20 protein-coding genes and 1 pseudogene are annotated in these 19,963 nt (G+C 67.7%); 6 read left to right on the top strand and 15 right to left on the bottom strand.

Translation table 11 applies throughout. The features are described 5' to 3' along the window. Window positions 1-94 precede the first annotated feature (94 nt). Together ABT114_RS48805 and ABT114_RS48800 are read right to left on the bottom strand one after the other, a co-directional pair. Complete coding sequence (locus ABT114_RS48805) at window positions 95-283, bottom strand: hypothetical protein (protein WP_351153438.1); 189 nt, start codon at window positions 281-283, stop codon at window positions 95-97. A gap of 5 nt (window positions 284-288) precedes the next feature. Next, complete coding sequence (locus ABT114_RS48800; RefSeq protein WP_351153436.1) at window positions 289-864, bottom strand: DUF5994 family protein; 576 nt, start codon at window positions 862-864, stop codon at window positions 289-291. Window positions 865-1,195: 331 nt separating this feature from the next. Here ABT114_RS48800 and ABT114_RS48795 point away from each other — a divergent pair. Together ABT114_RS48795 and ABT114_RS48790 are read left to right on the top strand one after the other, a co-directional pair. Continuing rightward, window positions 1,196-1,331: pseudogene (locus ABT114_RS48795) on the top strand (DUF5994 family protein); the annotation flags it as partial. After that, window positions 1,295-2,083, top strand: coding sequence for a DDE-type integrase/transposase/recombinase (locus ABT114_RS48790; protein ID WP_351153433.1), 789 nt, complete (start codon window positions 1,295-1,297; stop codon window positions 2,081-2,083). The pseudogene ABT114_RS48795 and the gene ABT114_RS48790, both read left to right, overlap by 37 nt. 464 nt (window positions 2,084-2,547) lie before the next feature. On the opposite strand, the gene ABT114_RS48785 is transcribed toward ABT114_RS48790, so the two are convergent. Next, window positions 2,548-2,907, bottom strand: coding sequence for a nuclear transport factor 2 family protein (locus ABT114_RS48785; RefSeq protein ID WP_351153431.1), 360 nt, complete (start codon window positions 2,905-2,907; stop codon window positions 2,548-2,550). A 25-nt stretch (window positions 2,908-2,932) separates the two neighbouring features. Then, window positions 2,933-3,718 (bottom strand): SDR family oxidoreductase, encoded by a 786-nt coding sequence (locus tag ABT114_RS48780; protein ID WP_351153428.1) that lies wholly within the window; start codon window positions 3,716-3,718, stop codon window positions 2,933-2,935. 100 nt (window positions 3,719-3,818) lie between these two features. Here ABT114_RS48780 and ABT114_RS48775 point away from each other — a divergent pair, with 100 nt between their 5' ends. Then, a complete protein-coding gene (locus ABT114_RS48775) occupies window positions 3,819-4,337 on the top strand; it encodes a winged helix-turn-helix transcriptional regulator (protein ID WP_351153426.1) in 519 nt (172 codons plus the stop codon). Between the two features lie 31 nt (window positions 4,338-4,368). On the opposite strand, the gene ABT114_RS48770 is transcribed toward ABT114_RS48775, so the two are convergent. The 4 genes from ABT114_RS48770 to ABT114_RS48755 form a co-directional block, all read right to left on the bottom strand. Continuing rightward, on the bottom strand, window positions 4,369-5,511 hold the full coding sequence (locus ABT114_RS48770; protein WP_351153423.1) for an IS630 family transposase: 1,143 nt from the start codon (window positions 5,509-5,511) through the stop codon (window positions 4,369-4,371). 183 nt (window positions 5,512-5,694) lie between these two features. Then, entirely contained in the window at window positions 5,695-5,886 is a 192-nt protein-coding gene (locus ABT114_RS48765; protein ID WP_351153420.1) for a cadmium resistance transporter, read from the bottom strand. Further along, complete coding sequence (locus tag ABT114_RS48760) at window positions 5,883-6,980, bottom strand: tyrosine-type recombinase/integrase (RefSeq protein WP_351153418.1); 1,098 nt, start codon at window positions 6,978-6,980, stop codon at window positions 5,883-5,885. The genes ABT114_RS48765 and ABT114_RS48760 overlap by 4 nt, the downstream gene beginning before the upstream one ends. Before the next feature lie 222 nt (window positions 6,981-7,202). Then, on the bottom strand, window positions 7,203-8,084 hold the full coding sequence (locus ABT114_RS48755; RefSeq protein ID WP_351153415.1) for an NmrA family NAD(P)-binding protein: 882 nt from the start codon (window positions 8,082-8,084) through the stop codon (window positions 7,203-7,205). 104 nt (window positions 8,085-8,188) lie between these two features. On the opposite strand from ABT114_RS48755, the gene ABT114_RS48750 reads away from it, so the two are divergent. Continuing rightward, entirely contained in the window at window positions 8,189-8,821 is a 633-nt protein-coding gene (locus ABT114_RS48750) for a TetR/AcrR family transcriptional regulator (protein ID WP_351153412.1), read from the top strand. Here ABT114_RS48750 and ABT114_RS48745 read toward each other — a convergent pair. Both ABT114_RS48745 and ABT114_RS48740 read right to left on the bottom strand, forming a co-directional pair. Then, window positions 8,753-9,466, bottom strand: a complete 714-nt coding sequence (locus ABT114_RS48745) for a DUF4158 domain-containing protein (protein WP_351153411.1) — start codon at window positions 9,464-9,466, stop codon at window positions 8,753-8,755. The two genes, ABT114_RS48750 and ABT114_RS48745, sit on opposite strands and share 69 nt — an antisense overlap. Before the next feature lie 467 nt (window positions 9,467-9,933). Continuing rightward, entirely contained in the window at window positions 9,934-10,146 is a 213-nt protein-coding gene (locus ABT114_RS48740; RefSeq protein ID WP_351153409.1) for a hypothetical protein, read from the bottom strand. Between the two features lie 210 nt (window positions 10,147-10,356). Between ABT114_RS48740 and ABT114_RS48735 the strand changes: the two genes are divergently transcribed. Beyond that, window positions 10,357-10,794, top strand: a complete 438-nt coding sequence (locus ABT114_RS48735) for an HflX-like GTP-binding protein (protein ID WP_351153407.1) — start codon at window positions 10,357-10,359, stop codon at window positions 10,792-10,794. Between the two features lie 33 nt (window positions 10,795-10,827). Here ABT114_RS48735 and ABT114_RS48730 read toward each other — a convergent pair whose 3' ends face one another. Beyond that, window positions 10,828-11,352: a hypothetical protein gene (locus ABT114_RS48730; protein WP_351153443.1), complete on the bottom strand. Its 525-nt coding sequence runs from the start codon at window positions 11,350-11,352 to the stop codon at window positions 10,828-10,830. Between the two features lie 107 nt (window positions 11,353-11,459). Here ABT114_RS48730 and ABT114_RS48725 point away from each other — a divergent pair. Then, window positions 11,460-12,259, top strand: a protein-coding gene (locus ABT114_RS48725; protein ID WP_351153440.1) for an IS5 family transposase whose coding sequence is annotated in 2 segments (ribosomal slippage) — window positions 11,460-11,799 and window positions 11,799-12,259 — 801 coding nt in all. Because the reading frame shifts where the segments join, the coding sequence is not laid out codon by codon here. 16 nt (window positions 12,260-12,275) lie between these two features. On the opposite strand, the gene ABT114_RS48720 is transcribed toward ABT114_RS48725, so the two are convergent. The 4 genes from ABT114_RS48720 to ABT114_RS48705 all read right to left on the bottom strand — a co-directional run bounded on the left by ABT114_RS48720 (window position 12,276) and on the right by ABT114_RS48705 (window position 19,757). Continuing rightward, window positions 12,276-12,812 (bottom strand): SMI1/KNR4 family protein, encoded by a 537-nt coding sequence (locus tag ABT114_RS48720; RefSeq protein ID WP_351153405.1) that lies wholly within the window; start codon window positions 12,810-12,812, stop codon window positions 12,276-12,278. 292 nt (window positions 12,813-13,104) lie between these two features. Then, window positions 13,105-17,685, bottom strand: a complete 4,581-nt coding sequence (locus tag ABT114_RS48715) for an SAV_2336 N-terminal domain-related protein (RefSeq protein WP_351153402.1) — start codon at window positions 17,683-17,685, stop codon at window positions 13,105-13,107. A 3-nt stretch (window positions 17,686-17,688) separates the two neighbouring features. Next, window positions 17,689-18,711 (bottom strand): AAA family ATPase, encoded by a 1,023-nt coding sequence (locus ABT114_RS48710; RefSeq protein WP_502988528.1) that lies wholly within the window; start codon window positions 18,709-18,711, stop codon window positions 17,689-17,691. Continuing rightward, entirely contained in the window at window positions 18,711-19,757 is a 1,047-nt protein-coding gene (locus ABT114_RS48705) for a VMAP-C domain-containing protein (RefSeq protein WP_351153397.1), read from the bottom strand. The genes ABT114_RS48710 and ABT114_RS48705 overlap by 1 nt, the downstream gene beginning before the upstream one ends. Between the last annotated feature and the right edge of the window lie 206 nt (window positions 19,758-19,963).

Here is a 19,963-nt window from a genome sequence, read left to right as displayed (position 1 = left end):
TTCTCCCGTGGGGGTGCGTCGCGCGGGGCTGCGGGGCCGGCGGGGGGGCCCGGCCCCCCCCCCCGCGCCCGCGCCCGGGGCCGGAAGTGCTTCTTCACCGGCCGGCATGCGTACGGTGGCCTCGACGACTGGTGTCGTCCGGCTGGCGGGGAGGTCTCGGCAGGGGGTCGCTGTAGTGGTGGGCCGCGATCCGGGCGTCGTGCTGTGCGTTGAGCAGGCGGATCACGAGTATCCCGATGCCGGTCGCGAGGATGATCGCCGCGATGAGGACGAGGGTCTCCATGGAGCTCACCTCCACGTGTTGCCGGGCAGCGGGAGGGCGCGCCTGTCCATCGGGCTTCCGAAGGGGGACATGCAGGCCCCGCCCTCGCTTTCCCAGCTGGCCTCCCGGCGCAGGGTGTCGCGGATGCCGCGCCCGATCACGGCTTCATCGGCCATCAGAACGCCGGCGGTGAGGACGCTCCCGGGGATTGCTGCGGCGGCCATCAGGCGGGCCGCGGCGGCGGGCTCCGTCTCGGGCGGGATCACCAGCAGGTCCCAGCGACCGACGGTGTAGGAGAGCAGAATCAGCTTGTCGGGGTGCTGTTCGGTGAACCAGCCCACATGCACGGCGTGCCCTGCCACAGGCACCTTGTACGGGATGACGGGCCAGCGGGTGGGGTTCACGGTGACGCGTGTGATGCGTCCCCAGACTTTGTCGAGTGCGGCCGCGAGCGGCGGAAGTTCCGCCACGAGATTGCGTGAATAGGGCCACCAGGCCCCGTCGAGCTGGCCGGCGAGGGTGGTCTTCGGGGTGAGAGACAAGCGTGCCGGGAGCTCTGCGGCGAGGTCGCGCGGCGCGGTCCGGTCGAGGGTGGTGGTCATGATGGGGACCTGCCCCCGGGCTGCCCGTCGGCAGCCCGGTTTTTCGTGATCGCCGGAAACGACACCCGCGTGGAAGCCGGTGTGCGAAGTACTCCCGGTACTTTCACCGTACGCCCGTTCGGCAGGCTTTGACCGTTCTGACCAGGTATTTTCTGGTGAACGATGCAGCGGACGTGCTGCGACGAGGGAGGCGGGGGTACCGTGAAATGACGGTAGGCCCCGCATGTTGCCGACCGGGCACCGGCAGAGGTGCCCACCCGCGACGAGGCGACAGCCGTACTTCGTAGACGGGCGGACCCACCATGGCTGACTCCGCCCCCCAGACACCCCGCTGCTCCTGCCGTACGCGATCCACCGGGCGGTGAAACCCGGGTATGGCCCTGCTGCGGCTGGAGACCACGAGCTCCCGAGGGGGAGTCCTGGACGGCGTGTGGTGGCCGCGTACACGCCACATCGAAGCCGAACTCAGGCTGCAACGCCAGCGCCAGCCAGAAGTGGACCATTCCGACTCTCGGAACCTCCCTCGGCACTCGTCCGCCCGGTTGGCGGGCCCAGGCAGGGCCCGCCAACCGGGCACTGCGGGCGCCCGGACCGATGTGCCGCCGGCACTCGCGTCAAAGAGGGCAGAAGACAACGAACAAGCCCACGCGGCTGCGGATTTCCTTTCGTTCTCGGAAGTTTCCGTACCGCGGACGACTCCGGCGGCACCTACGGCTCGCCGAAGAACTGGATCAGGCTGGTCCGGCAGGGCTGGCGGGTCTCGGTGAACACCATCGCGAAGATCATGGCCGAGCTCGGTCTGGTCGCGCGGAAGGTGTGCAGACGCCGGGGGCTGACCCGCCCGGGGAAGCGGTCGGCTGCCCTGGACTTCGTGCGGCGGGACTTCACCGCCGAGGCACCCAACCTGGTCTTGTGCGGGGACATGACGGAGATCGAAACTGGCCAGGACAAGCTGTACTTGGCCACGGTCATCGACCTCTTCTCCCGGCGTCTGCTGGGCTACGCGATGGGGGCACGTCACGATGCCGAACTGGTCGTCGCTGCCTTGCACATGGCCGCCGCGACCCTCGGCGGCGAGGTCCGCGGCGTGATCTTCTACAGCGATCGCGGCAGCGAGGTACGCCTCGCGGAAGTTCCGCCGCGCCTGCCGCCGGCTGGGCATTGTCCCGTCCAGGGTCGGGTCGGCTCGTGCTTCGACTGTTTCGCCGGGGCGGCCTGAGTGGTGTTATGACTGACCCTTCGGGTGTCCTAGCTGTTGATCTGTCGGTCGCTCCGACTGCGGGCTCGTTTCGGGCCGTCGGCTGCGCGGGCAATGACCGAATAGGAGCCTGCTCCACGAGGGAGGCCCGCCTATCTCGTGGGGCAGCTGTCCCTGCCGCGTATGTGGGCCCACCCCAGGCGTGTCGATGTTCCTGCAGGGCGCCGGGCAGGAATGGGGACACCTCCCGCGCATGCGCGGCGGCCACGGTCCGGGATCCAGCATCTCCTCACCCTGTGCTGAGGATGGCCCCGGAGTTGCTCGCCTTGATTCCCTCGGGCATGCACGTGCTGATCTGAGGGTGGATGCCGAACTGGAGGGCTGGCCCCGGGCCGGGTGGCTGGCTGGGCACGATGGCTGGGACGGGGCGGTCCGGGTATGTGGGGCTTCTCTTGTAGGCGGCGACAGGTGGCGTGGGAGCGGGCTCAGGGTTCGATGTCGAGGTGCTCGATGAGGTCGTCGCGGAGCGTGAACTGGTAGCGGAGATCGATGGTGCCTCCGGGGAAGTTGCCTTCGAGGTGGTGTGTGGCGATGTAGTGGGCCGTGTCGGTCTGCTGGGTGCCGGTTAGGTGGATGGTGTAGGTGAATTCGGTGGCGGATCGGTCCAGCCATCGCTCGATCGCGGCGGTGCCCTGGTAGGTGTTGCCGTCGTCGATCACTGTGGCGTCGTCGGTGAACGCCGTGACCGCGGTGGCGGTGTCATGGGCGTGGTGCGCTGTGAGGTAGCGGGTGATCACCTTGGGCAGGGCGTCCGGGGTGATGGTCCGGGGCTGGTTGTCGTGCATGACATTCCTGATGGCGGTGGCGGGTTCAGACGGTGGGGGTGGTGCCGCCGTCGATGACGTGTTCCGCGCCGACGATGGCCGAGGCGCGGTCGGAGACGAGGAAGGCGACGAGTTCGGCAACTTCCTCGGGCTGGTTGGGACGGCCGAGCGGGATGCCTCCCAGGGAGTCCATGAGCCGGCCCAGCGCCGCTTCCTGGGTGATACCGGCGTCGTGGGCGATCCGGGCGACGAGGTTGTCGGCGGCCGAGGTCTGGACGAAGCCGGGTGAGACGGTGTTGACGCGGACGCCGCGGGGGGCGACCTCGTTGGCCAGGCCCTTGCTGTAGGTCGTTAGGGCGGCTTTGGCGGCGGCGTAGGCCAGGGTTCCGTTCCACAGCGGCATGCGGCGCTGGATCGAGGTAACGTGCACGACCGCACCCCTGCCTTTGGCGATCATGTGCGGGAGGAGGGCGCGGTCCAGGCGGACGGCGGCCAGCAGATTCGTGTTCAGCTCCCTGGCCCAGTCGTCCTCGCCGAGCGCGGCGAATCCTCCTGCCGGTGCCTCGGAGCCGCCGAGGGTGTTGACCAGGATGTCGACGCCTCCCACGCGGGCGTCCACCTCGGAGGCGACGTGGGCGGCGCCCTGGGCGGTGGACAGGTCGGCGGCGATGAACGTCTTCTCCTCGACGTCGTCGGGGCGGCTGCGGGCGGTGACCAGCACGGTCGCGCCGGCCTCGGCGAGCCGTCGGGCGATCGCGGCTCCGGTGCCCTTGGTGCCGCCGGTGACCAGAGCGCGTCGGCCTTCGAGGGATTCGCTGATGGATGTGGTCACGTTGTGCTCCGTTCCCGGGCGCGGGCATACGAGACGCCGCTCCCATCATTACTGCTAAAATAGAAGCCAGTAACTTCGACTTTAGCAGTAACCGAGGGGAATGGTCGCCGTGGCAAGTCGGATCAGGCTGGAGGACCGGGAGTGCCCGCTGTCCACGACGGTGGAACACGTCGGCGAGTGGTGGACACTGCTGATCCTCCACGACGCCTTCGACGGCTACACCCGCTTCGACCAGTTCCAGGAGAGCCTGGGCATCTCCTCCAGCATGCTCACCACCCGGCTGAAGACTCTCGTCGCGGACGGTCTGCTGGAGCGCCGGCCCTACCAGACCAGCCCCGTCCGGCACGAGTACGTACTCACCAAACTCGGGCGCTCCCTGCGCCCGGTGATCGTCGCCCTGGCCGCGTGGGGCAACTCCCGCCTCACGCCGACGGAGCGCAGCGTGATCCTCATCGACGCGCACACCGGCGAGGAAGTCGAGCCCGTCGTCGTCGACGCCAAAACCGGCCGCCGACTCGACGACAGCTCGACCTACGTCTTCACCGCAGGCCCCGCAGCCAGCGACGCGATGCGCAACCGCTACGGGACACGGCCGGCCATTCCCGCGGAAGAGGCGTAAGACTGCCTAGTGTCTCGTGATCCTGATTGCGTTACTTCGCGTTGTTATTGACGAGTTTCTTCACGCTGGTCTGGACGAGTCGGACCTTGACGAGGATCTCGTCGGTGGTGGCGGTCCAGGTGAAGGGTTTCGCGTTCTCGTTCCAGGAGTCGATGTAGTCGCGGATCTGTTTGGCCAGGACGTTGACGCTCGTGAACGTGCCGCGGCGGATGGACTGCCGGGTGATGATCCCGAACCAGATCTCGATCTGGTTCAACCATGAGGACCCGACGGGCGTGAAATGGAAGTGAACCTGCGGGTTCTTCGCCAGCCACGCCTTCACGTCCGGGGTGGTGTGCGTGGAGAGGTTGTCCAGGACGATATGGATTTCCTTCCCCGTATGTGGCTTGACGGCCTTCTTCAGAAACGCCAGGAAGGTCGCGCCGTTCCGGTTCGGCCTGCACTCGCCCAGCACTTCACCGGTCGTGACGTTCAGCGCGGCGAACAGGTTCGTGGTGCCGTGCCGCACATAGTCGTGGGTGCGCTTCTCGGTGGCCGCGAAGGCCACCGGCAGCACGGGCTGGGTCCGGTCCAGGGCCTGCACCTGCGTCTTCTCATCGATCGACAGCACCACGGCGCCGCCGGGCGGGGCCAGGTACAAACCGACGACATCGGCGACCTTCTCCGCGAACGCCGGGTCTTTCGAGATCTTGAAGGTGCCCGAGCGGTGCGGCTTCAGATTCTCCTCACGCCAGACGCGGGCGACGTAATGCCACGACACCGAGATGCCCTCCCGCTGCTTCAGGTGGTCGGCCAGCGTCCGCGTCGACCAGTGCGACAGGCCGGATTCCGCCGGCGGGGACATCTTCGTCAAAGCGATCACCCGGGCCCGCACCTGCGGCGGCACCTGGGTACGCGGCCCGCCGCGGCGCTTCTCCTCCAAACCAGCAAGGCCCCGCGCGGCATAACGGGCCTTGCAGCGGTCCACCGTCAGCGGCGCCACACCGGCGAGCCCGGCAATGTCCTTGCGCCGGCGTCCTTCGCCGGACCACAACACGATCCGTGCGCGAAGCGCCACATCGGCCGGAACATCCCGCGACCCTGCCAACTCCCGCAGTTCTGCCATCTGTTCAGAGGTGAGATCCACACCAGACTCAACGATCACAGAAGCCGCAGGTTCCATGACCAGGATCACGAGACACTAGTCGACGCCCTCGCCGATGGCTGGAACCTGGACGCGGTCCACACCTTCGAGGAGGGCGAGCTGCCCCGCCGCCTGTGGCGCGTCACCCAGACCGTGCCGCGATGAGCGTTCGGCGGCGGCCGCTGCTGGTGCTGTCGTGAGACGCCGCGTCCTCGCACCCAAGCGCGGCCGCTGTCACCCGTGTCCCAGTCCGAAGGCGCCGCCCTCGATGAGGATGAGCAGGCCGATGCCGATCAGGACGACGGGCAGCAGGATGTGGCCCCAGCGGGCGAGGGTCTTGGCGATGACGGGGCGGGTGGCGAAGTAGCGGCCAGCCACGACCCATACCGCGACCAGGATCAGGAAGACGACCACGTAGACGCTCATGGGGTGTGACCGAGATACGCGCCAAAGGGGCAACGGGATGATCTTGAAGCCCTGATCCGCTCGGATTTACGTGCGGCGACGTGCCGGGCGACTGAGTCGACGCTGGGGCGGGCGTACCGCTCCAGGGAACGGACGGAGGCATGGCGGGAGCGGGCCAGCAGCATCGGGGTGGAGGTGCCGTCTTCCGCGTCGTGCGTCAGGGCACTGTGCCGGAGCCTGTGCAGGGTCCAGCCGTCCAGGTCCTCGATATCCTCGGGTGAGGCGAGCGGGTTGGCCAGCAGCCGGGTGTTCTCCTCGAAGATCTCCTCAGCGCGGCGGTAGGAGAGCCGGGCCCGTCCGGTCTCCGGACACACGTCGAGCGTCGGCGTTCCGGCCGGGGCCTTGCGGTCGGTGAGGAACAGCGGGCCGCGAGTGTGGCGAGCGATCAGGCGGGGCAGGAGCTGGGCGGTGCCGGACTGCCAGTGAATCCACTCGGTCGCCCCGCCCTTGGCGGTGATCTTCCCGCGTTTGTCCTGCGGGTACAGGTCTTCCACGTTGAGGCACAGCACCTCGTCGGCCCGAGCGGCGGACTCGTAGAGCATCTTCCACTGCGTCTTCTCCCGCAGGGCCACGTCCAGCCGCCATAGGGCGGCGATCTGGTTCTCCGCCAGGGCCTTGGCGCGGTCCGGCAGTGCCGGCCGCCGCTCGATGCCGATCGTGGGATCGCCTTCGATCCAGCCCTGGCGCTGCCACCAGCCGATCGCCTTGCGCGCGATGGACAGCTCCCGGTTGACGGTGTCGGCGTCCATCTCGTCAGCCCTCGCCGCCGCCAACCCGGCCAGCACCTCCGGCAGCGCCGGGTCGTCGATCGCGGCGACGGGGAAGTTGGGCGGCTTCGCGCCCCGAGGGACGGGTCCGGTCGGAGCCGGTTCGCCGGCGAGCATCCATCCCCACGTCGTCAGCGAGATCCGGTAAATCCGCGCGGACGACTTCGCGATGCCCGCGCCGGTGAGGTACCGCTCGACCGCCGCGGCGTACGACGCCGGAGCGGGGGACAGGGGCACCACCCGGGCGCGCGGCAGCCGGAGCGCGCTCCCACTCACGGACTCGGTCACCGGTTCGATCGTCACGTCAGTCCCGCCCTTCCGGAACAGCCGCAGTAAATGCGTACACCTCGCCTGTTGCGGCCGGAGAGTCCGCCGCAGGTCGCGAAGATCACCGTAGAGGCTCTGCCGCAGTAAATCCGGCATTCACTGCGGCAGCAATACCGACTGGCCGGCAGCGGCCGGGTTCATGCTTGGTTCATGAGTTGAGTCCGGAATCTCCGATTGGGGTACTCAGGGTGTCGGTGGAACGGCGACGGCCCGCAAGGATTGCAGGTTGGCTGCCAGGAAGTCGTCGAATGTGCGCGCTGGCCGGCCGGTTATATCGCGGACTGTGGTCGTGGTCGTGGCCTGGGATCCGGCGGCGACCTCCTTAACCAGGAAGGCGAGATCGTCGGCAAATCGGGGCGGTAGGCCCTGGGACCTCATGGCGGCGGCTAGAGAGTCGGGGGGCAGTTCCGCACGTCCCACAGGCCGGCCGAGCGCGGACGAAACCTTGTCGGCGACCTCGGCGTCGGTGAGCGCCTCAGGGCCGGTGAGTACGAAAGCCTTCTCCTGGGCCAGCGACCCTGCCAGCAGGACGGCCGCGCAGGCCGCGATGTCATGGCAGTCGATGTGGGCGACGGGAGTGCTGCCGTAGCTGCTGATCAGGTTTCCGTCAGGGGTGAACGCTTCCGGCGTGAGGAAGTTCTGCATGAAGCCAGCGGGCTGCAGCAGCGACCAGGCGAGACCAGACGCCTGCAGATATTCCTCGATTTCCCAGTGCGCGCCCTGGGAGAGCTTCGCCCCCTGGCGAGCCTGCCAGACCGACACCTTCACCACATGCGTGATGCCGGTCCCGCGCGCTGCGTCGATCACGGTCTTCTGCTGACGGATCATCGGCTGCTCCCCGTCCACCGGCTGGGCGCCCGCACTGTTGAGGAACAGCCGGTCCGCGCCGTCAAGCGCTGCGATGATCGAGTTTGGGTCGTCGAAGTCGCCGACGACGAAATCGCACCCCATTGCCCGCCCCTTGGCCTCGTCGCGGACCAGCGCCCGAAACGCCGCGCCGGCCTGACGCAGCTGGCCCGCCAAAGACCTGCCGATGGAGCCGGTGGCTCCCGTTATCAAGATCATGTAAGTCCCCTCAACGGGTACGGCGGCCCCCAAATCCGCTAACCTGAGGGACCCTCGGAAAGAGTTAACCTGAGGCTTCCTCGAATTAGCAAGGAGCGAAGAAGATGACCGAGCCCCCGCGCCGCCGGCCGCGTGCCGACGCTCGGCGCAACCGCGATCGCCTCCTGGCCGAGGCCGACGCGGTCTTCCGTCAAGAGGGCACGGACGCGCCCTTGGAGAGCGTCGCCCGACGGGCCGGCGTCGCGATCGGCACGCTGTACGGCCATTTCCCCAACCGTCGCGCCCTCGTCGGCTCACTGCTACGCGAACGCAATCAGGCCCTTTTCCAGCACGGGCAGGAACTGCTCACCAGTTCCCCGCCCGTGCAAGCGCTCATCCGGTGGGTGTACGCGGTAGTCGAGCACGCCGCCGCCTACCAGGGGCTGGCCGCTGTGCTGGCCGACGGCCTGGGTGACCAGGAGTCCGAACTCCATGCCTCTTGCGTGCGTATGACAGACATCAGCGACCAGCTGATCGTCAACGCCCGAGCGGTCGGCGCCCTCCGCCGGGACGTGACCGGCGCCGACATCTTCGCCCTGATGAACGCCGCCGCCTGGACCCGCGAGCACATGCCCCTTGAGCAGGCGGACCGGCTCGTGGCACTGACCATGGACGGCATGTTGACCCGGTCACCGAGCAGGAACACAACGACGAAGCAAGATCGATTCCAGACGCTTGGTCAGGTTCTTGAAGTGTGACCAGGTCGGGCCCTTGGCGGGCTTCTTCAGCCGGTTGAACAGCGTCGTCCCGTCGCTGTCGCGCTCCTCCAGCAGCCGCATGAGCCCCGCCCGCTGAGCGGCGCTCATGCGGTCGTGGATACCCGCGCGGATCGAGGCGTTCACCTCGGTGCGGATTTTCGAGGCCATCTTGTCGAAGGTCGAGAACCCCGGCAGCTCCAGCCCGGCCTCCACCACCTTCTCCAGCGCGATGTTGCTCAGATCCGCCGGGCGGTTCTTCGCCGCGGCCTCCTTGCGGATCGACTGCTCGACGATCCCCCGGGCCTTGGCCTGGTCGTATGTCACGCCGGCCTGCTTGCGGACCAGACCACGGTGATGCTTGGCAGTCCGCTCCGCCCGGTACACCGGCGGCGTGCCTTCCGGTAGCTCCACCGCCCGCCGTACGAAGTCCACCACCATCTCCGGGACGTCATCCAGCGCCGGGAAACACCCCATACGCCGGTACGACTTCAGCATCAACAGCAAGGCCAGCAGATGCTCATCGCAGTCCGTGGCATCGGCCGCCCACTCCAGCTCATCGCGACTCGGGGAGAAGAATAGATGCAGCTCATGCGCGGTGATCAGCCGCTTGAACCGCGGATACGCAGTCCGTTCAATCGATGTCACAACCCACCCCAGGCCCTGCCTGCTTCCACCACCGCGACCGCCGACAGCAGCCCGCCCGGTACCCGCTGACCACCGGGATGCACGATCAGGGCCACCATGCCCGGTCAGGGCGCTGACCAGGCATGGTGGGGGTTACCGGGCGCATGGCGAGGGCCGTGGTGGGGCCAGGAGGCGGTGCCTTGGAGCGGTCATTCGCGAATCGCGGGCACCCGCAGTATGTGCCCAGCCATTGCCTGCTCGTGAGGGGTCTTCATGCACGCCAGCTACCGTGCCGCGTCATCCGTGCTGTTCGCCGCGGTTCCTGGCGGGCTGCTCGCCGGCCGCAACGGGCGGATCTGCCGCGTCCCCGGGCGCGGTGGGCAGACGGTCGACGAACTCCTCACCGCCCTGGAGGAAGCCTCCGGACGCGGTGGGGCAGAAGGCGGTCCGAAGCTCAACGCACTGCCGGTCATCCGGGCCCACCGGCGTCACGCCACGGCGGCCTGCTTCGCCAGCGCCGCGAGCGGGGAGCGCCGGCCTTTCTCGACTGAACGCAGCTGCTCCCAGTCGACATCGGTCCGCGCGGCGAGTGCGTCGACGGACTCGGTCGTGTAGAGCGCGACGTCGACGGCCCCGGCCCGGGAGGTGCCGAAACGGACCTCGACCGATTCGGCGGGCCTGATCCACGTCAGGCGCAGCATCCAGTCGAATTCGACCCTGCGGACCCCGAGCCGTTCGGCTGCCTGCTCCGGTCCGAGCGGGGTGTCGGCGCTGGATGGTGACGACCATCTGCGGCTACGCGGCCACCGTCACGATCGCCGTCATCAACGAGTGGCTCTGATCTTGCTCGCCAGGCTCGGTCAGAGAAACCAGGTATCGCTGCAGGCAACAAGGCATCTAGCCTGTGGCGCATGCATCAGCTCCGAAGACGCGATCGGCGCCTGGCTCGCCGTGTGCCGTCGGAGCCGGCCCAGCGCCGGGCGTTCCGACTCACGGCCGTGGGCGCTGATGTAGTCCTGGTCGGCTACTTCTCTGCGAAGCAGAAGGACTTCGAAACGCTCATGGCGTCGGCAGCCACAGAACTGGCAGCGCACGGCGCTCGGGTCGTCGCACAGATTGTGCAACGGCGAGGCGTCTCGGACGGCGGGGTCCGGAAGATGGGTCTGCCCTACTCCTCACGGACTCTGCTGAGCTACGGGAAAGTCCGCGAGGTAGCTCAGGCCTGTGACCAGGCCAACGCTGACGCAGTGATCTTCGTTGCCTCCTTGACCGAGCGCCAACAGCGCGTGCTGACAGACATACTTGACCGCCCCGCTGTGAGTCTCTCCGACATCCTCGCCACCGACTGACAGCTCACTCGAAGCGGGCTTTTGAAACACGCCCTACCGCCCAGGTCCGTCCACATTCCACTCCTGCGGCAGGATCCCGTTGCAGAAGACACAGACGAAGTCGGCCTCACGCACGATGTTGATCTGTTGGCAGGATGGGCACCGCCGGAAGATCACCTCGTGCGTGAAGCCGGACGGTCGGGCGACGCCGGCGCGATCCAGCGCCTCAGCAACGGACGGCCACGAGCTGATGTCCGGGCAGTAGCCGGTCGATTGGTTGCTGATCTCATCGACAGCCCACCGACCGGGCTCTGCGCGGAAGCTGATCTCGCCAGCGCTCAGGACTGCGTCTCCGCCGGCACACACCACGTGCTCACTACGGCGGGAGGCGAGCCGCAGGACCCCGGCGGCATCGACAACGAAGGTGAAGGGCTCTGCGAACTCCTCCGCGGGCCGGCTCGATGCCCACTCGTCGAAGTCCGCCGGCGAGCGCATGCTCTGGCCCTCGCCGCCCGCTCGGATGAGGGTCCTCAGGTCGTCAGGTCCCACGTAGCGATAGCTCCACCCCCGTACACTCATAAGGGCAAACCTAGCCCCATCCACCGCGAGGGCAACGACTGTCGCCGTACGCACCTGGCACTAAGAAGTCATCTCATTTGGGTGTTCGATAAGCTTCGGGCGTGGGGATCGTTGAGCGGCTGGTGCCGGATGAGCTGTGGGAGTTGTTCCAGCGTGTGGTGCCGGAGGCTCCGAGTCGGCCTCAGGGAGGTGGTCGGCGTCGGCACGGAGATCGGGAGGTGCTGGCCGCGATCGTGTTCGTGGCCACATCGGGCTGCACGTGGCAGCAACTGCCGTCCGCCTCGTTCGGCCCTTCGGGACCCACGGCTCACCGGCGTTTCACCGAGTGGTCGAGGGCCCGGGTGTGGGCGAAGCTCCATCGCCTGGTCCTTGACGAGCTCGGTGCCCGCGGAGAACTGGACTGGTCTCGCTGTGTGATCGACTCGGTGAACATGCGGGCCCTGAAAAAGGGGACCTGACAGGTCCGAATCCTGTGGACCGGGGCAAGTACGGGTCGAAGATCCACTTGATCACCGAGCGGACTGGCCTACCCCTGTCGGTGGGCATCTCGGGTGCGAACATGCACGACAGCCAGGGCCTGGAGCCGCTCGTGCGGGGTATCCCGCCGATCCGTTCGCGACGCGGTCCGCGCCGCCGCAAGCCCGGCAAGCTGCACGGCGACAAGGGCTACGACTACCGCCACCTGCGGCAATGGCTCCGCAGCCGGGGCATCACACACCGCCTGGCCCGACGCGGCATCGAGTCCTCCACCCACCTGGGCCGCCACCGCTGGGTCGTAGAACGGTCCGTCGCCTGGCTCGCCGGCTGCCGCAGACTCCACCGCCGCTACGAACGCAAAGCCGAACACTTCCTTGCCTTCGCCGCCATTGCCTGCACCCTCATCTGCTACCGCCGACTCACCAGATGAGGCAGACCAAACAACTTCAGAGTCTGCGCAAGCCCGCGCCCCACAGAGCAGAATCCTGCATGGCCTCGGCCCGGCTGTCTGCGCTCAACACCCTGCACAGGAACTCCGTCATGCCGCAGTCAAAGCGCGTCCAGGTGTCTTCGCCGTGGCTGAAGAGCACCACCGGCCAGTCGTCGGGTTCGCCGTGGGCGAGCCAGCAGTAGAGGTCGGCACTACCATCCGCTCCCCAGGCCACCAGATCCTCGGCTGCCGCATTGATGTCGTTGTGTTCGGTGTCCACCCACGTAGCTCGAGTGTCCGCGGTGATGAACCCCATGCCGCCTTTCGGTGCGCCCGGCTCGTCACAGGTCTCAGGAGTCACGGCGGAAGGAACCAGCACACTGAGATCCAGATCCGACAGGCCATCACCGTAGTGCGCGAGGAACCCTTTGAAGTCTGAGGGGAACACGAGCCCCCAGGCCCTTTGCACAGCCTCCCAGTCGACCATCGCCCCCGCTCCGACCGGCGGAGGCAACAAGCGGATCAGACCGGCGAGGCCATCTCGGTCGTCCATGTCCCTGCTCCGTCCGCCTCAACGGGTGCGTACTGAACCAGGGCTCGCACCGCTCTGACGCACCGCCTGGTCCATCCATCCACTGGGGCGAACTGCACCGACACCCCTGTGAGTCAACCGCGACCGACACCTTATCCCGACCAAATGAGATGACTTCTAAGCACCCCATGGGGCCAGTCACAGCACGCGAGCGGGGGCTGATGTCGTTGCTGACCCATCCCTGAACGCGATCCGGACCGCCGGTGCCGCAGTTGCTCTCCGGCGTCACCCGTCCAAAGACCTGAGCAGTGCCCTATAGCTCGCGCAGCCTACTGAGCACCCTCTCCATCAGCGTGACGTCCGGCCGTGCCAGGCCGCGTTCGTCGCCGACGGGGTCGTTGAGGGCGACAAGTCCGGCCTCCGCTAGGTCGGCAACGAGGATCCGGGCAACACCAAGGGGAATGTTCAGGATCGCTGAGATCTCCGCGACTGATTTGACCTCGCGGCACAGGTGGCAGATCCGTTGATGTTCGGGTAGCAGCCCTTGCATCTGGGCGGGGTCAGCTGTTGTGACAACCAGCGCTTCCACGGCCAGTCGATAGCGAGGCCGTGTGCGCCCCCCGGTCATCGCATACGGGACGACGCGCGGGGAGTCTCCTTCGCCTGCCAGCTCATGCCCGGTGGCCAGGCGGACTGCGCCGCCCTCGGCGGCAGCCTCTGCTGCGCTGCTGTGGTTGCCGAGTTCACGCAAGACGGCCGCGGCTTGGCTGTGGGCTTCGGTAGCTTCATTGGGGCGGTGCGCCTGGGCGAGGGCGGTGCCGAGGCTGTTTAGCGCCCTGGCTTCGCTGTGGTGGTCGCCGAGTTCGCGGAAGACAGAGGCGGCTCGGCTGTGGGCTTCGATGGCTTCATCGAACCGTCCCACCTCGGTGAGGGCAGTGCCGAGATTGCTCAGCAACGTAACTTCGTTGTGGCGATCGCCGGTCTCGCGGGAGGCGGCCAAGGCGGTGGTGGTAATGGCGATCCAGTCGTCGAACAATTCGCGGTCGCTTAGGTATCGGGCGAGCGCGGAGGCGAGCGTGGTACTGGTGCCGGGGTGGCCGAGGCTAGGGGCCGTGGTGACGGTGGCGATCAGATTGAGGCGTTCGCTGTCGAGCCAGGCCAAGGCGGCGGCGCGGTCGGGGAACCGGGACGACGGCGCAGCGGGCCGGGCGTCCAGGAGAGCGTCGGCGGCGTGGGCGGTGTCCCGGTAGTACTCGAAGAGACGGGCGCGGGCCGCCTCGCGCCGGTCAGTGTTGGCGTGTTCAACCCCCTGCTGGTCGGCGTAGAGGCGGACTAGGTCGTGCAGGCGCCAGCGGCCCCAGCTGGGTCCGGGCTCGATCAGGTGGGCACGTGCCAGATCCCGCAGAAGCTCCTCGAGCTGCGATGGCTCGGCGCCAGCGAGGTGGGCGGCGGCTTCGGTAGACAGATCGGGGCCGGGGTTGAGTGGGAGCAGCCGGAAAAGGCGGGCGTGCTCATCGTCAAGGAGCTGGTAGGACAGGTCGAAGGCGGCGAGCACCGTGCGGTTCTCGCGGCGCAGCTGCTCCAGCCGGGTGTTGGCGTTCTGCAGGGCCTGGGCGAAGGAGGCCAGGGGACGGGTGGGGGTGTCGGCGAGCAGGCTGGCTGCGATGCGCAGGGCCAGCGGGTGGCCCGCGCACAGCTGGGCGATGGTCGAAGCCGCTTCTGGGGCGTCTTCGATGCGCGTGTCGCCTGCGCCGCGTGCCTGGTGGAGAGCCTGGCGGAGCACCTCGATGGAGGCATGCTCGTCGAGGAAGGCCAAGTCGAAATGGCGGGCTTCAAGATCGAGGGAATGTCGGGAGGTGAGCAGGGCCGCGGTAATGCCGTCGGTGGGCAGCAGGAGGCGGGCCTGCTCCGCGGTGGCGGCGTTGTCGATGACGACCAGGATCCGCCGGCCTTGTTCGGCAAAGGCCGCGAGCACGCTGCGGTAGAGACGGACGCGGTCTTGCAGGTCGGGAGGGATGTGGGTAGCGGGCATGCCCAGGGCGCGCAACAGGCCTTCCAGAGCGCGCTCGGGGGAGAGACGGCGTTCGGTGTCGTAGCCGAACAGGTCGACGAACAGCACCCCACCGGGGAACCAGCCCTGCTGTAGGGACCGGTTGGTGGCTTGCACGACGAGTTCGGTCTTACCAACCCCGGCCAGCCCGGCCACCAGCAGCGGCTGTTGCCGTGCCACATCGGGGGCCAGGGATGCGAGCAGTTCCTGCACCTGTCTCTCGCGGCCGGTAAAGGCCGGCGAGGCGGGCGGCAGGCCCGACAGCGATAGGGAGATGCGTGAGGGCAGTTGCACGGGGATGTCCTGGCCCTGCATCACCGTGTGGAAGAAGATGCCGCCATTTTGTGATCCGTGCCGTTCGCGAGCAGCTGCGGTTTCCTCCAGAAATTCTCCCTCGGTTGGTTGCTCTGCTGACGGGTCAGGGATGCGGCCGATGGAGCCGTCGTCTCCGGCATGGTTCTGGTCGGCTTGGCTGGCGGAAGGCGGGAGCTGTGGCTCCTGTATGCGTGCTGTGGACGGCTTCAGTACATGGAGGATGGTGACTGCTGCTGTTGCTGCTGCGTTTTCGGCGGCACGGCGGTGCGCGGTTGTGGGGCTGGTTGGCTGCTTCGAGTCGGCCGTGCCGCTGATGCCGCAGATGATCAGGGTGTCGGCGAGGTGGGTGGCCTGGGTGATGCCAGTGCCCTCCATGTCGACGGCGGCGGCGTCGTTGTAGTGCTCGGCGAGGTGGCGGGCGATCGCGGAGGTGGCGTCGGAGAAGGCGACGTGGCCGACGGCGATCGGCTTGAAGTGGGCCTGGCCGCGCAAGGCATGGCGGGCAGCCTCCTCCAGGTGCTTAGAGGAGCGCCAGGCTTGGGGACGTACGGAAAAGCCTTCGGCAGTCTGGTTGACGCCGCTGATGTGGTAGGCCTTGGTGGCGACGACGACGTCGCCGATCTTGATGTTGTCCTTCAGCCCGCCCGCGACGCTGACGAAGAAAAGCGCCTGCGGCTTCAGCCAGGTCTGGATGCGCTCGATGATGGTGGCGGCGGTCGAGGCACCCTCGCTGATCTGCGTCAGGGCGACGTACCAGGGGGTGCCGGGCAGGCGGCCGCGCCTGGCGCGGGTGCCGGTGGGTGCGTGCACGAGTGTCTCGGTGTCGGTGAGGTGGGTGTGCACGGCCTCGTATGTGAGGGGGTGGGCCGTTAGGACCACCACAGTGGGATGTGGCCCGGCCGCGCGGTGGTTCTCAAGGTCGGGTTCGGGGAGATCGGGGTTGTTGCCGCGTCCGAGGCGGGTTAGCAGAGACTGTCCGATGTGCGCGAAGGGCTGGGGCCGGTCTGTGAGAGGGAGTTTCTGGATTGGCTGCAGCAGCCAGGCGGGGAAGTCCGGGGAGCGGCCCACGAGACGCTCCATCCGCTCGCCGACACGGCGGCTGCACGAGATGAGTTCCGCTGTCGCTACCGTGTCCAGCAGCAGGTCCTTAGCTTCGGCGGTGAAGTCGAAGAGGCGGTGTCTGATGCCAGCTGGCGACTGCCCTGCCTGAGCGAGGGGCTTGAGCAGGCCGCCGAGGAAGACTTCGGCGAGGGCTGTGGTTCGGTCGCTGCCGGGCAGGCAGGAGTGGACCAGCTGCATGACGGGCACGGTCAGGGGTGCCATGGCCGCGAGGTGGGCGGCGAGCCGGACTGCTTGAGGGGAGGCGGTGCGACTGAAGGCTCGGGCCGTGGCGGCGGCGGTCGGCCGGGCGGGCGCGGAGCGGGGTTCCCACAAGCGCAGCGGGACGGGTTGGCCGAGGGTGGTGAGCGCGGTGGCCCAGGAGGCGAGCCCGGGCGGTGTCAGCTCGATCACGGGGATGGGGGGCGTGGGGAATCCGGAGAGTGCCGGCGGCAGGATCGGGTGGGTCACGTGCCAATCGGTGTTGGGTGCCCCTGGGCGTGGTGTGGTGATGTGCCATGTGTCTCCGGCGACGCCCGTGCCCGCCCACAGATGGCGTGGCAGGACTTGGATCAGCGCGGTGGGACCCGCAGTGGCCCAGTTCTTCAGCACAGCGTGCATCCGGCCGTCGTGCCATGCAGGGGCCGCGCCGTCGGTGACGACGACGACCATGGTGCGTCCGGAGGGGTCCGTCACGCAGTGCGGGGGCAGCGCCGTCGCCCTCTCGCTGTCCCAGGGCCGGGTGAGCACGACGGACTGCTGGGAATGTGGGGGGCGATAGCGCAATTGGTGGACTTCGGTCTGTCGGAAGGCGCCGCTGCGGTGGAAGACGGCAAGAAGTTCGGCGCAGTGGCGTTCCCACAACAGCATTGAGGCTGCGCTGTCGATGATGAGAGTCAGCCGGAGCCACCGCTCGGGCTGGGGCTGCAGGACCACTTGGGGGACACGGGTGTCAGCCTGGGCTGCTGCGGTGGCTGCTTCGTCCAGTTCGGTGTGGAAGGCGCTGGGGATGCGGCGTTTGAGTGGGCGCAGGGCGCGGCTGAAAGCTAGCTCGGACCCCAGGGCCTTGAGCCCGGGAACGCGCAGTTCGAAGTCTGCCGGATCCCCGGTATGCCGGGCGCCGGCGAGGGGTGTCAGGCTCTTGGCGTCCGGGAGTGTCTCCCATTGGGAGGTGTCGGACTCGCTCCCGGGGGTGGGGGCACGGGCTGGCTGTGGCGGCATGAGGTGGTCGCCCGGCCGGATCGGGGCAGCGACCCTGAGGGCACCCTCTGCATGGTGATCGGAAGCTCCCTGGGCGGCCGCCAGCCGTGCGGCCAGGGGTGTGTCCGGGCCTTCGGGTAGCCGGGAGACCAGCCATAGAGCGTCGAGGAGTTCTTCGTCGCCGAGCGGGATCCCGGCGGTGCGCAGGATCTGCTGCAGGTCCCGGAGCATGGCTCATCCACCCGAGTTGAGCCGGTGCAGCACGGTCTTCAGCAGCCCTTCGGGATTGAGGTGGACTCCTCCGTTGCGCAGGAAGACGGCGTTGAGCAACTGGTCGGTGGCGAGTTCCCCGACTGCGCGCTGCTTCATGAACGTCTCCACCAGATCATCCGCGGCGGCAAGCGCGTCCGTGCCGAGATGCTGGGTGATGATCTCCCTGAGCCGCTGCTCGTCGGGGTCGGCGAGGTGCAGCGGCAGACAACGCCGCCGGAAGGCGGGGGGAAAGTCACGTTCGCCGTTGCTGGTGATAACCACGACGGGGAACTGTGTGCATGTGATGTAGCCGCGCTCCACGGTCGCGCGACCGCCGCGGTCCGCGGTGAACACCTCGACTTCTGGTTGTGACTCGGGCAGGCGGGACAGCTCGGGGATTTCGAAGCTGCCCTCCTCGAACACCGTGAGGAGATCGTTGGGCAGGTCCACGTCTCCCTTGTCGAGTTCGTCGATGAGCAAGACTCGGGACTTGTCGGTGGGCACGAGGGCCGTTCCGAGCGGGCCAAGCCTCACGAAGTCCCCTATGGGCGGCGCCACCTCGCTGTCAGCGCGAGGCAGATTGCTCTCCTGGAGGCGGCCGATGGCGTCGTAGCGGTACAGCGCGTCCTGCAGGGTGGAGCGGCTGTTGACTGGCCAGTGCAGCACCTTGCCCAAGTCCAGCTCGTAGGCGATGGCCTGAGCGAGTGAGGTCTTACCCACTCCGGGATGGCCGGTGACCAGCAGCGGGCGCCGCAGGTGTAGGGCGGCGTTGACCACATCGGTCTCGGCGCGGCCGATCACATAGCCGGTCGGGTGATCCTCCGCCTTCGCCGTCCTCGTGTCGTGCCTCGCGTCTTGGGGGGAACGGAAGCGGCGCCAGGGCGGTGCATCAGGAAGGAGGACGTCGGTGCGTTTCTCGCCGTTGCCCCGGAAGATCTGCCATGTGGGTTCCTCGGCCTGGACAGGCGTGTCATGGCCAGGGCTGGGCTCGGTGTGACCGGTCATCACATACTCGCTTCGTCGCTTAGGGACTGTCGGGTCATCTCCAGTACAGGAGGTAGTTGCCGGTGGGGACTGTCCAGTAGGAGAGCTGGCCGCGCCGGGTGACGTGAAGAGTCCCTGTGGACCTTCGCCCAGTAGCTGCGTACGCGTTCGGGCAGCCCCTGGAGTGTGCCCTCGGGGTCGAGCGATACGAAGTGGGTGTCGGCAACTGCTTCAGTGGCGTCGTGATCCCACATGATCACGGGGTAGCCGAGGTGCAGGGCCAGCTGGATCATTGACGCGCTGTCGTTGCGTCCGGCGCGCACGACCACGCGGGCGGCATCGTGGTCTTCTTCCAGTGCGCCGTAGGCGCGCCAATCCTGGACGTGCCACTCATCAAGGTAGACCGTTTTTCCGTCGACGCAGCGGTTCCACCGTCTCTCCAGTCTGGCGCGGCGGTCCTCTTCGCGCTCGATGCTGGCCAGCGGGGCGCAGCGCAGGGCTATTCGACGGCGTACGGCGAGCAGTAGGGGAATCAGGCCGTCGGACTCGGCACCGTTCCAGGTATGTACGGGGACGTTGAGCATGTCCTCGGGGTCCAGCACGATCTCTACCACGGGAGCTGCCGCGTCGCTGACCGACAGCGATCTGATGGCGCGCTCAATCAGTTGGACTGCCCGCGCTGGGGTGAGTGAATCTCCGTTGTCCGGGTGCGTGTACCGAGCGAGTTCACCTGTGCCCGGGTCGGCCCAGACCACGCAGGTGAACCTCTTGGCGGAGCAGTCGGTATAGACCTGGACCACGACACGCGGGGTGTTGCTGAACCCTTTGAGTGTGTGAGCCCAGGCGTGAGCGGCATCGCGCAGTTCATCAAGGGTGTCGGCATCGACTCCGAGCCGCCCGGCGACCTGCCGGCCCCACTTGCCCAGCTTCTGGCACGATTCAAGATCGTGGTCGCAGACTGCCGCGAGGTGCTGCGTGAAGCGGATGACCGCAGGAGTCACACGTCTGTTCTGGTCAGCGTGACTGTACCCGCCCGGATGCTGTTCAAGGTTCTCGATGTGCGCCATGAGCTGGGCTCCGCCCATTGCGCTGCCCGTTTCTACCTGAACGCCGCTCCCGCCCGGCAGGACATGCTGGGTGATCGCAGTCACCATAGCTGGGGACACGGCGGGCGCCTGCGTTACTGACTTCGGCGTTTCGGGGTCTGGATCTGTGTCGGGACCGGTGACGCGGTCCGTCCGGGCTGGTACGCCGGAGGTATGCGGTATCCGGA

Source organism: Streptomyces sp. NPDC002088, assembly GCF_040296605.1.
Lineage (GTDB): Bacteria > Actinomycetota > Actinomycetes > Streptomycetales > Streptomycetaceae > Streptomyces.
The sequence above is the reverse complement of the archived record's forward strand: the minus strand, read 5'-3'. Positions and strand labels throughout refer to the sequence as shown.

What these genes read in the sequence shown, in the direction of transcription:
- ABT114_RS48775 (WP_351153426.1), top strand. Translation starts at nt 3,819, where the DNA reads ATGGTCGCCGTGGCAAGTCGGATCAGGCTGGAGGACCGGGAGTGCCCG.
- ABT114_RS48750 (WP_351153412.1), top strand. Translation starts at nt 8,189, where the DNA reads ATGACCGAGCCCCCGCGCCGCCGGCCGCGTGCCGACGCTCGGCGCAAC.
- ABT114_RS48720 (WP_351153405.1), bottom strand. Translation starts at nt 12,812, where the DNA reads ATGGACGACCGAGATGGCCTCGCCGGTCTGATCCGCTTGTTGCCTCCG.
- ABT114_RS48740 (WP_351153409.1), bottom strand. Translation starts at nt 10,146, where the DNA reads ATGCTGCGCCTGACGTGGATCAGGCCCGCCGAATCGGTCGAGGTCCGT.
- ABT114_RS48785 (WP_351153431.1), bottom strand. Translation starts at nt 2,907, where the DNA reads ATGCACGACAACCAGCCCCGGACCATCACCCCGGACGCCCTGCCCAAG.
- ABT114_RS48755 (WP_351153415.1), bottom strand. Translation starts at nt 8,084, where the DNA reads ATGATCTTGATAACGGGAGCCACCGGCTCCATCGGCAGGTCTTTGGCG.
- ABT114_RS48805 (WP_351153438.1), bottom strand. Translation starts at nt 283, where the DNA reads ATGGAGACCCTCGTCCTCATCGCGGCGATCATCCTCGCGACCGGCATC.
- ABT114_RS48765 (WP_351153420.1), bottom strand. Translation starts at nt 5,886, where the DNA reads ATGAGCGTCTACGTGGTCGTCTTCCTGATCCTGGTCGCGGTATGGGTC.
- ABT114_RS48800 (WP_351153436.1), bottom strand. Translation starts at nt 864, where the DNA reads ATGACCACCACCCTCGACCGGACCGCGCCGCGCGACCTCGCCGCAGAG.
- ABT114_RS48735 (WP_351153407.1), top strand. Translation starts at nt 10,357, where the DNA reads ATGCATCAGCTCCGAAGACGCGATCGGCGCCTGGCTCGCCGTGTGCCG.
- ABT114_RS48715 (WP_351153402.1), bottom strand. Translation starts at nt 17,685, where the DNA reads ATGCTCCGGGACCTGCAGCAGATCCTGCGCACCGCCGGGATCCCGCTC.
- ABT114_RS48730 (WP_351153443.1), bottom strand. Translation starts at nt 11,352, where the DNA reads ATGAGTGTACGGGGGTGGAGCTATCGCTACGTGGGACCTGACGACCTG.
- ABT114_RS48705 (WP_351153397.1), bottom strand. Translation starts at nt 19,757, where the DNA reads ATGGCGCACATCGAGAACCTTGAACAGCATCCGGGCGGGTACAGTCAC.
- ABT114_RS48710 (WP_502988528.1), bottom strand. Translation starts at nt 18,711, where the DNA reads ATGACCGGTCACACCGAGCCCAGCCCTGGCCATGACACGCCTGTCCAG.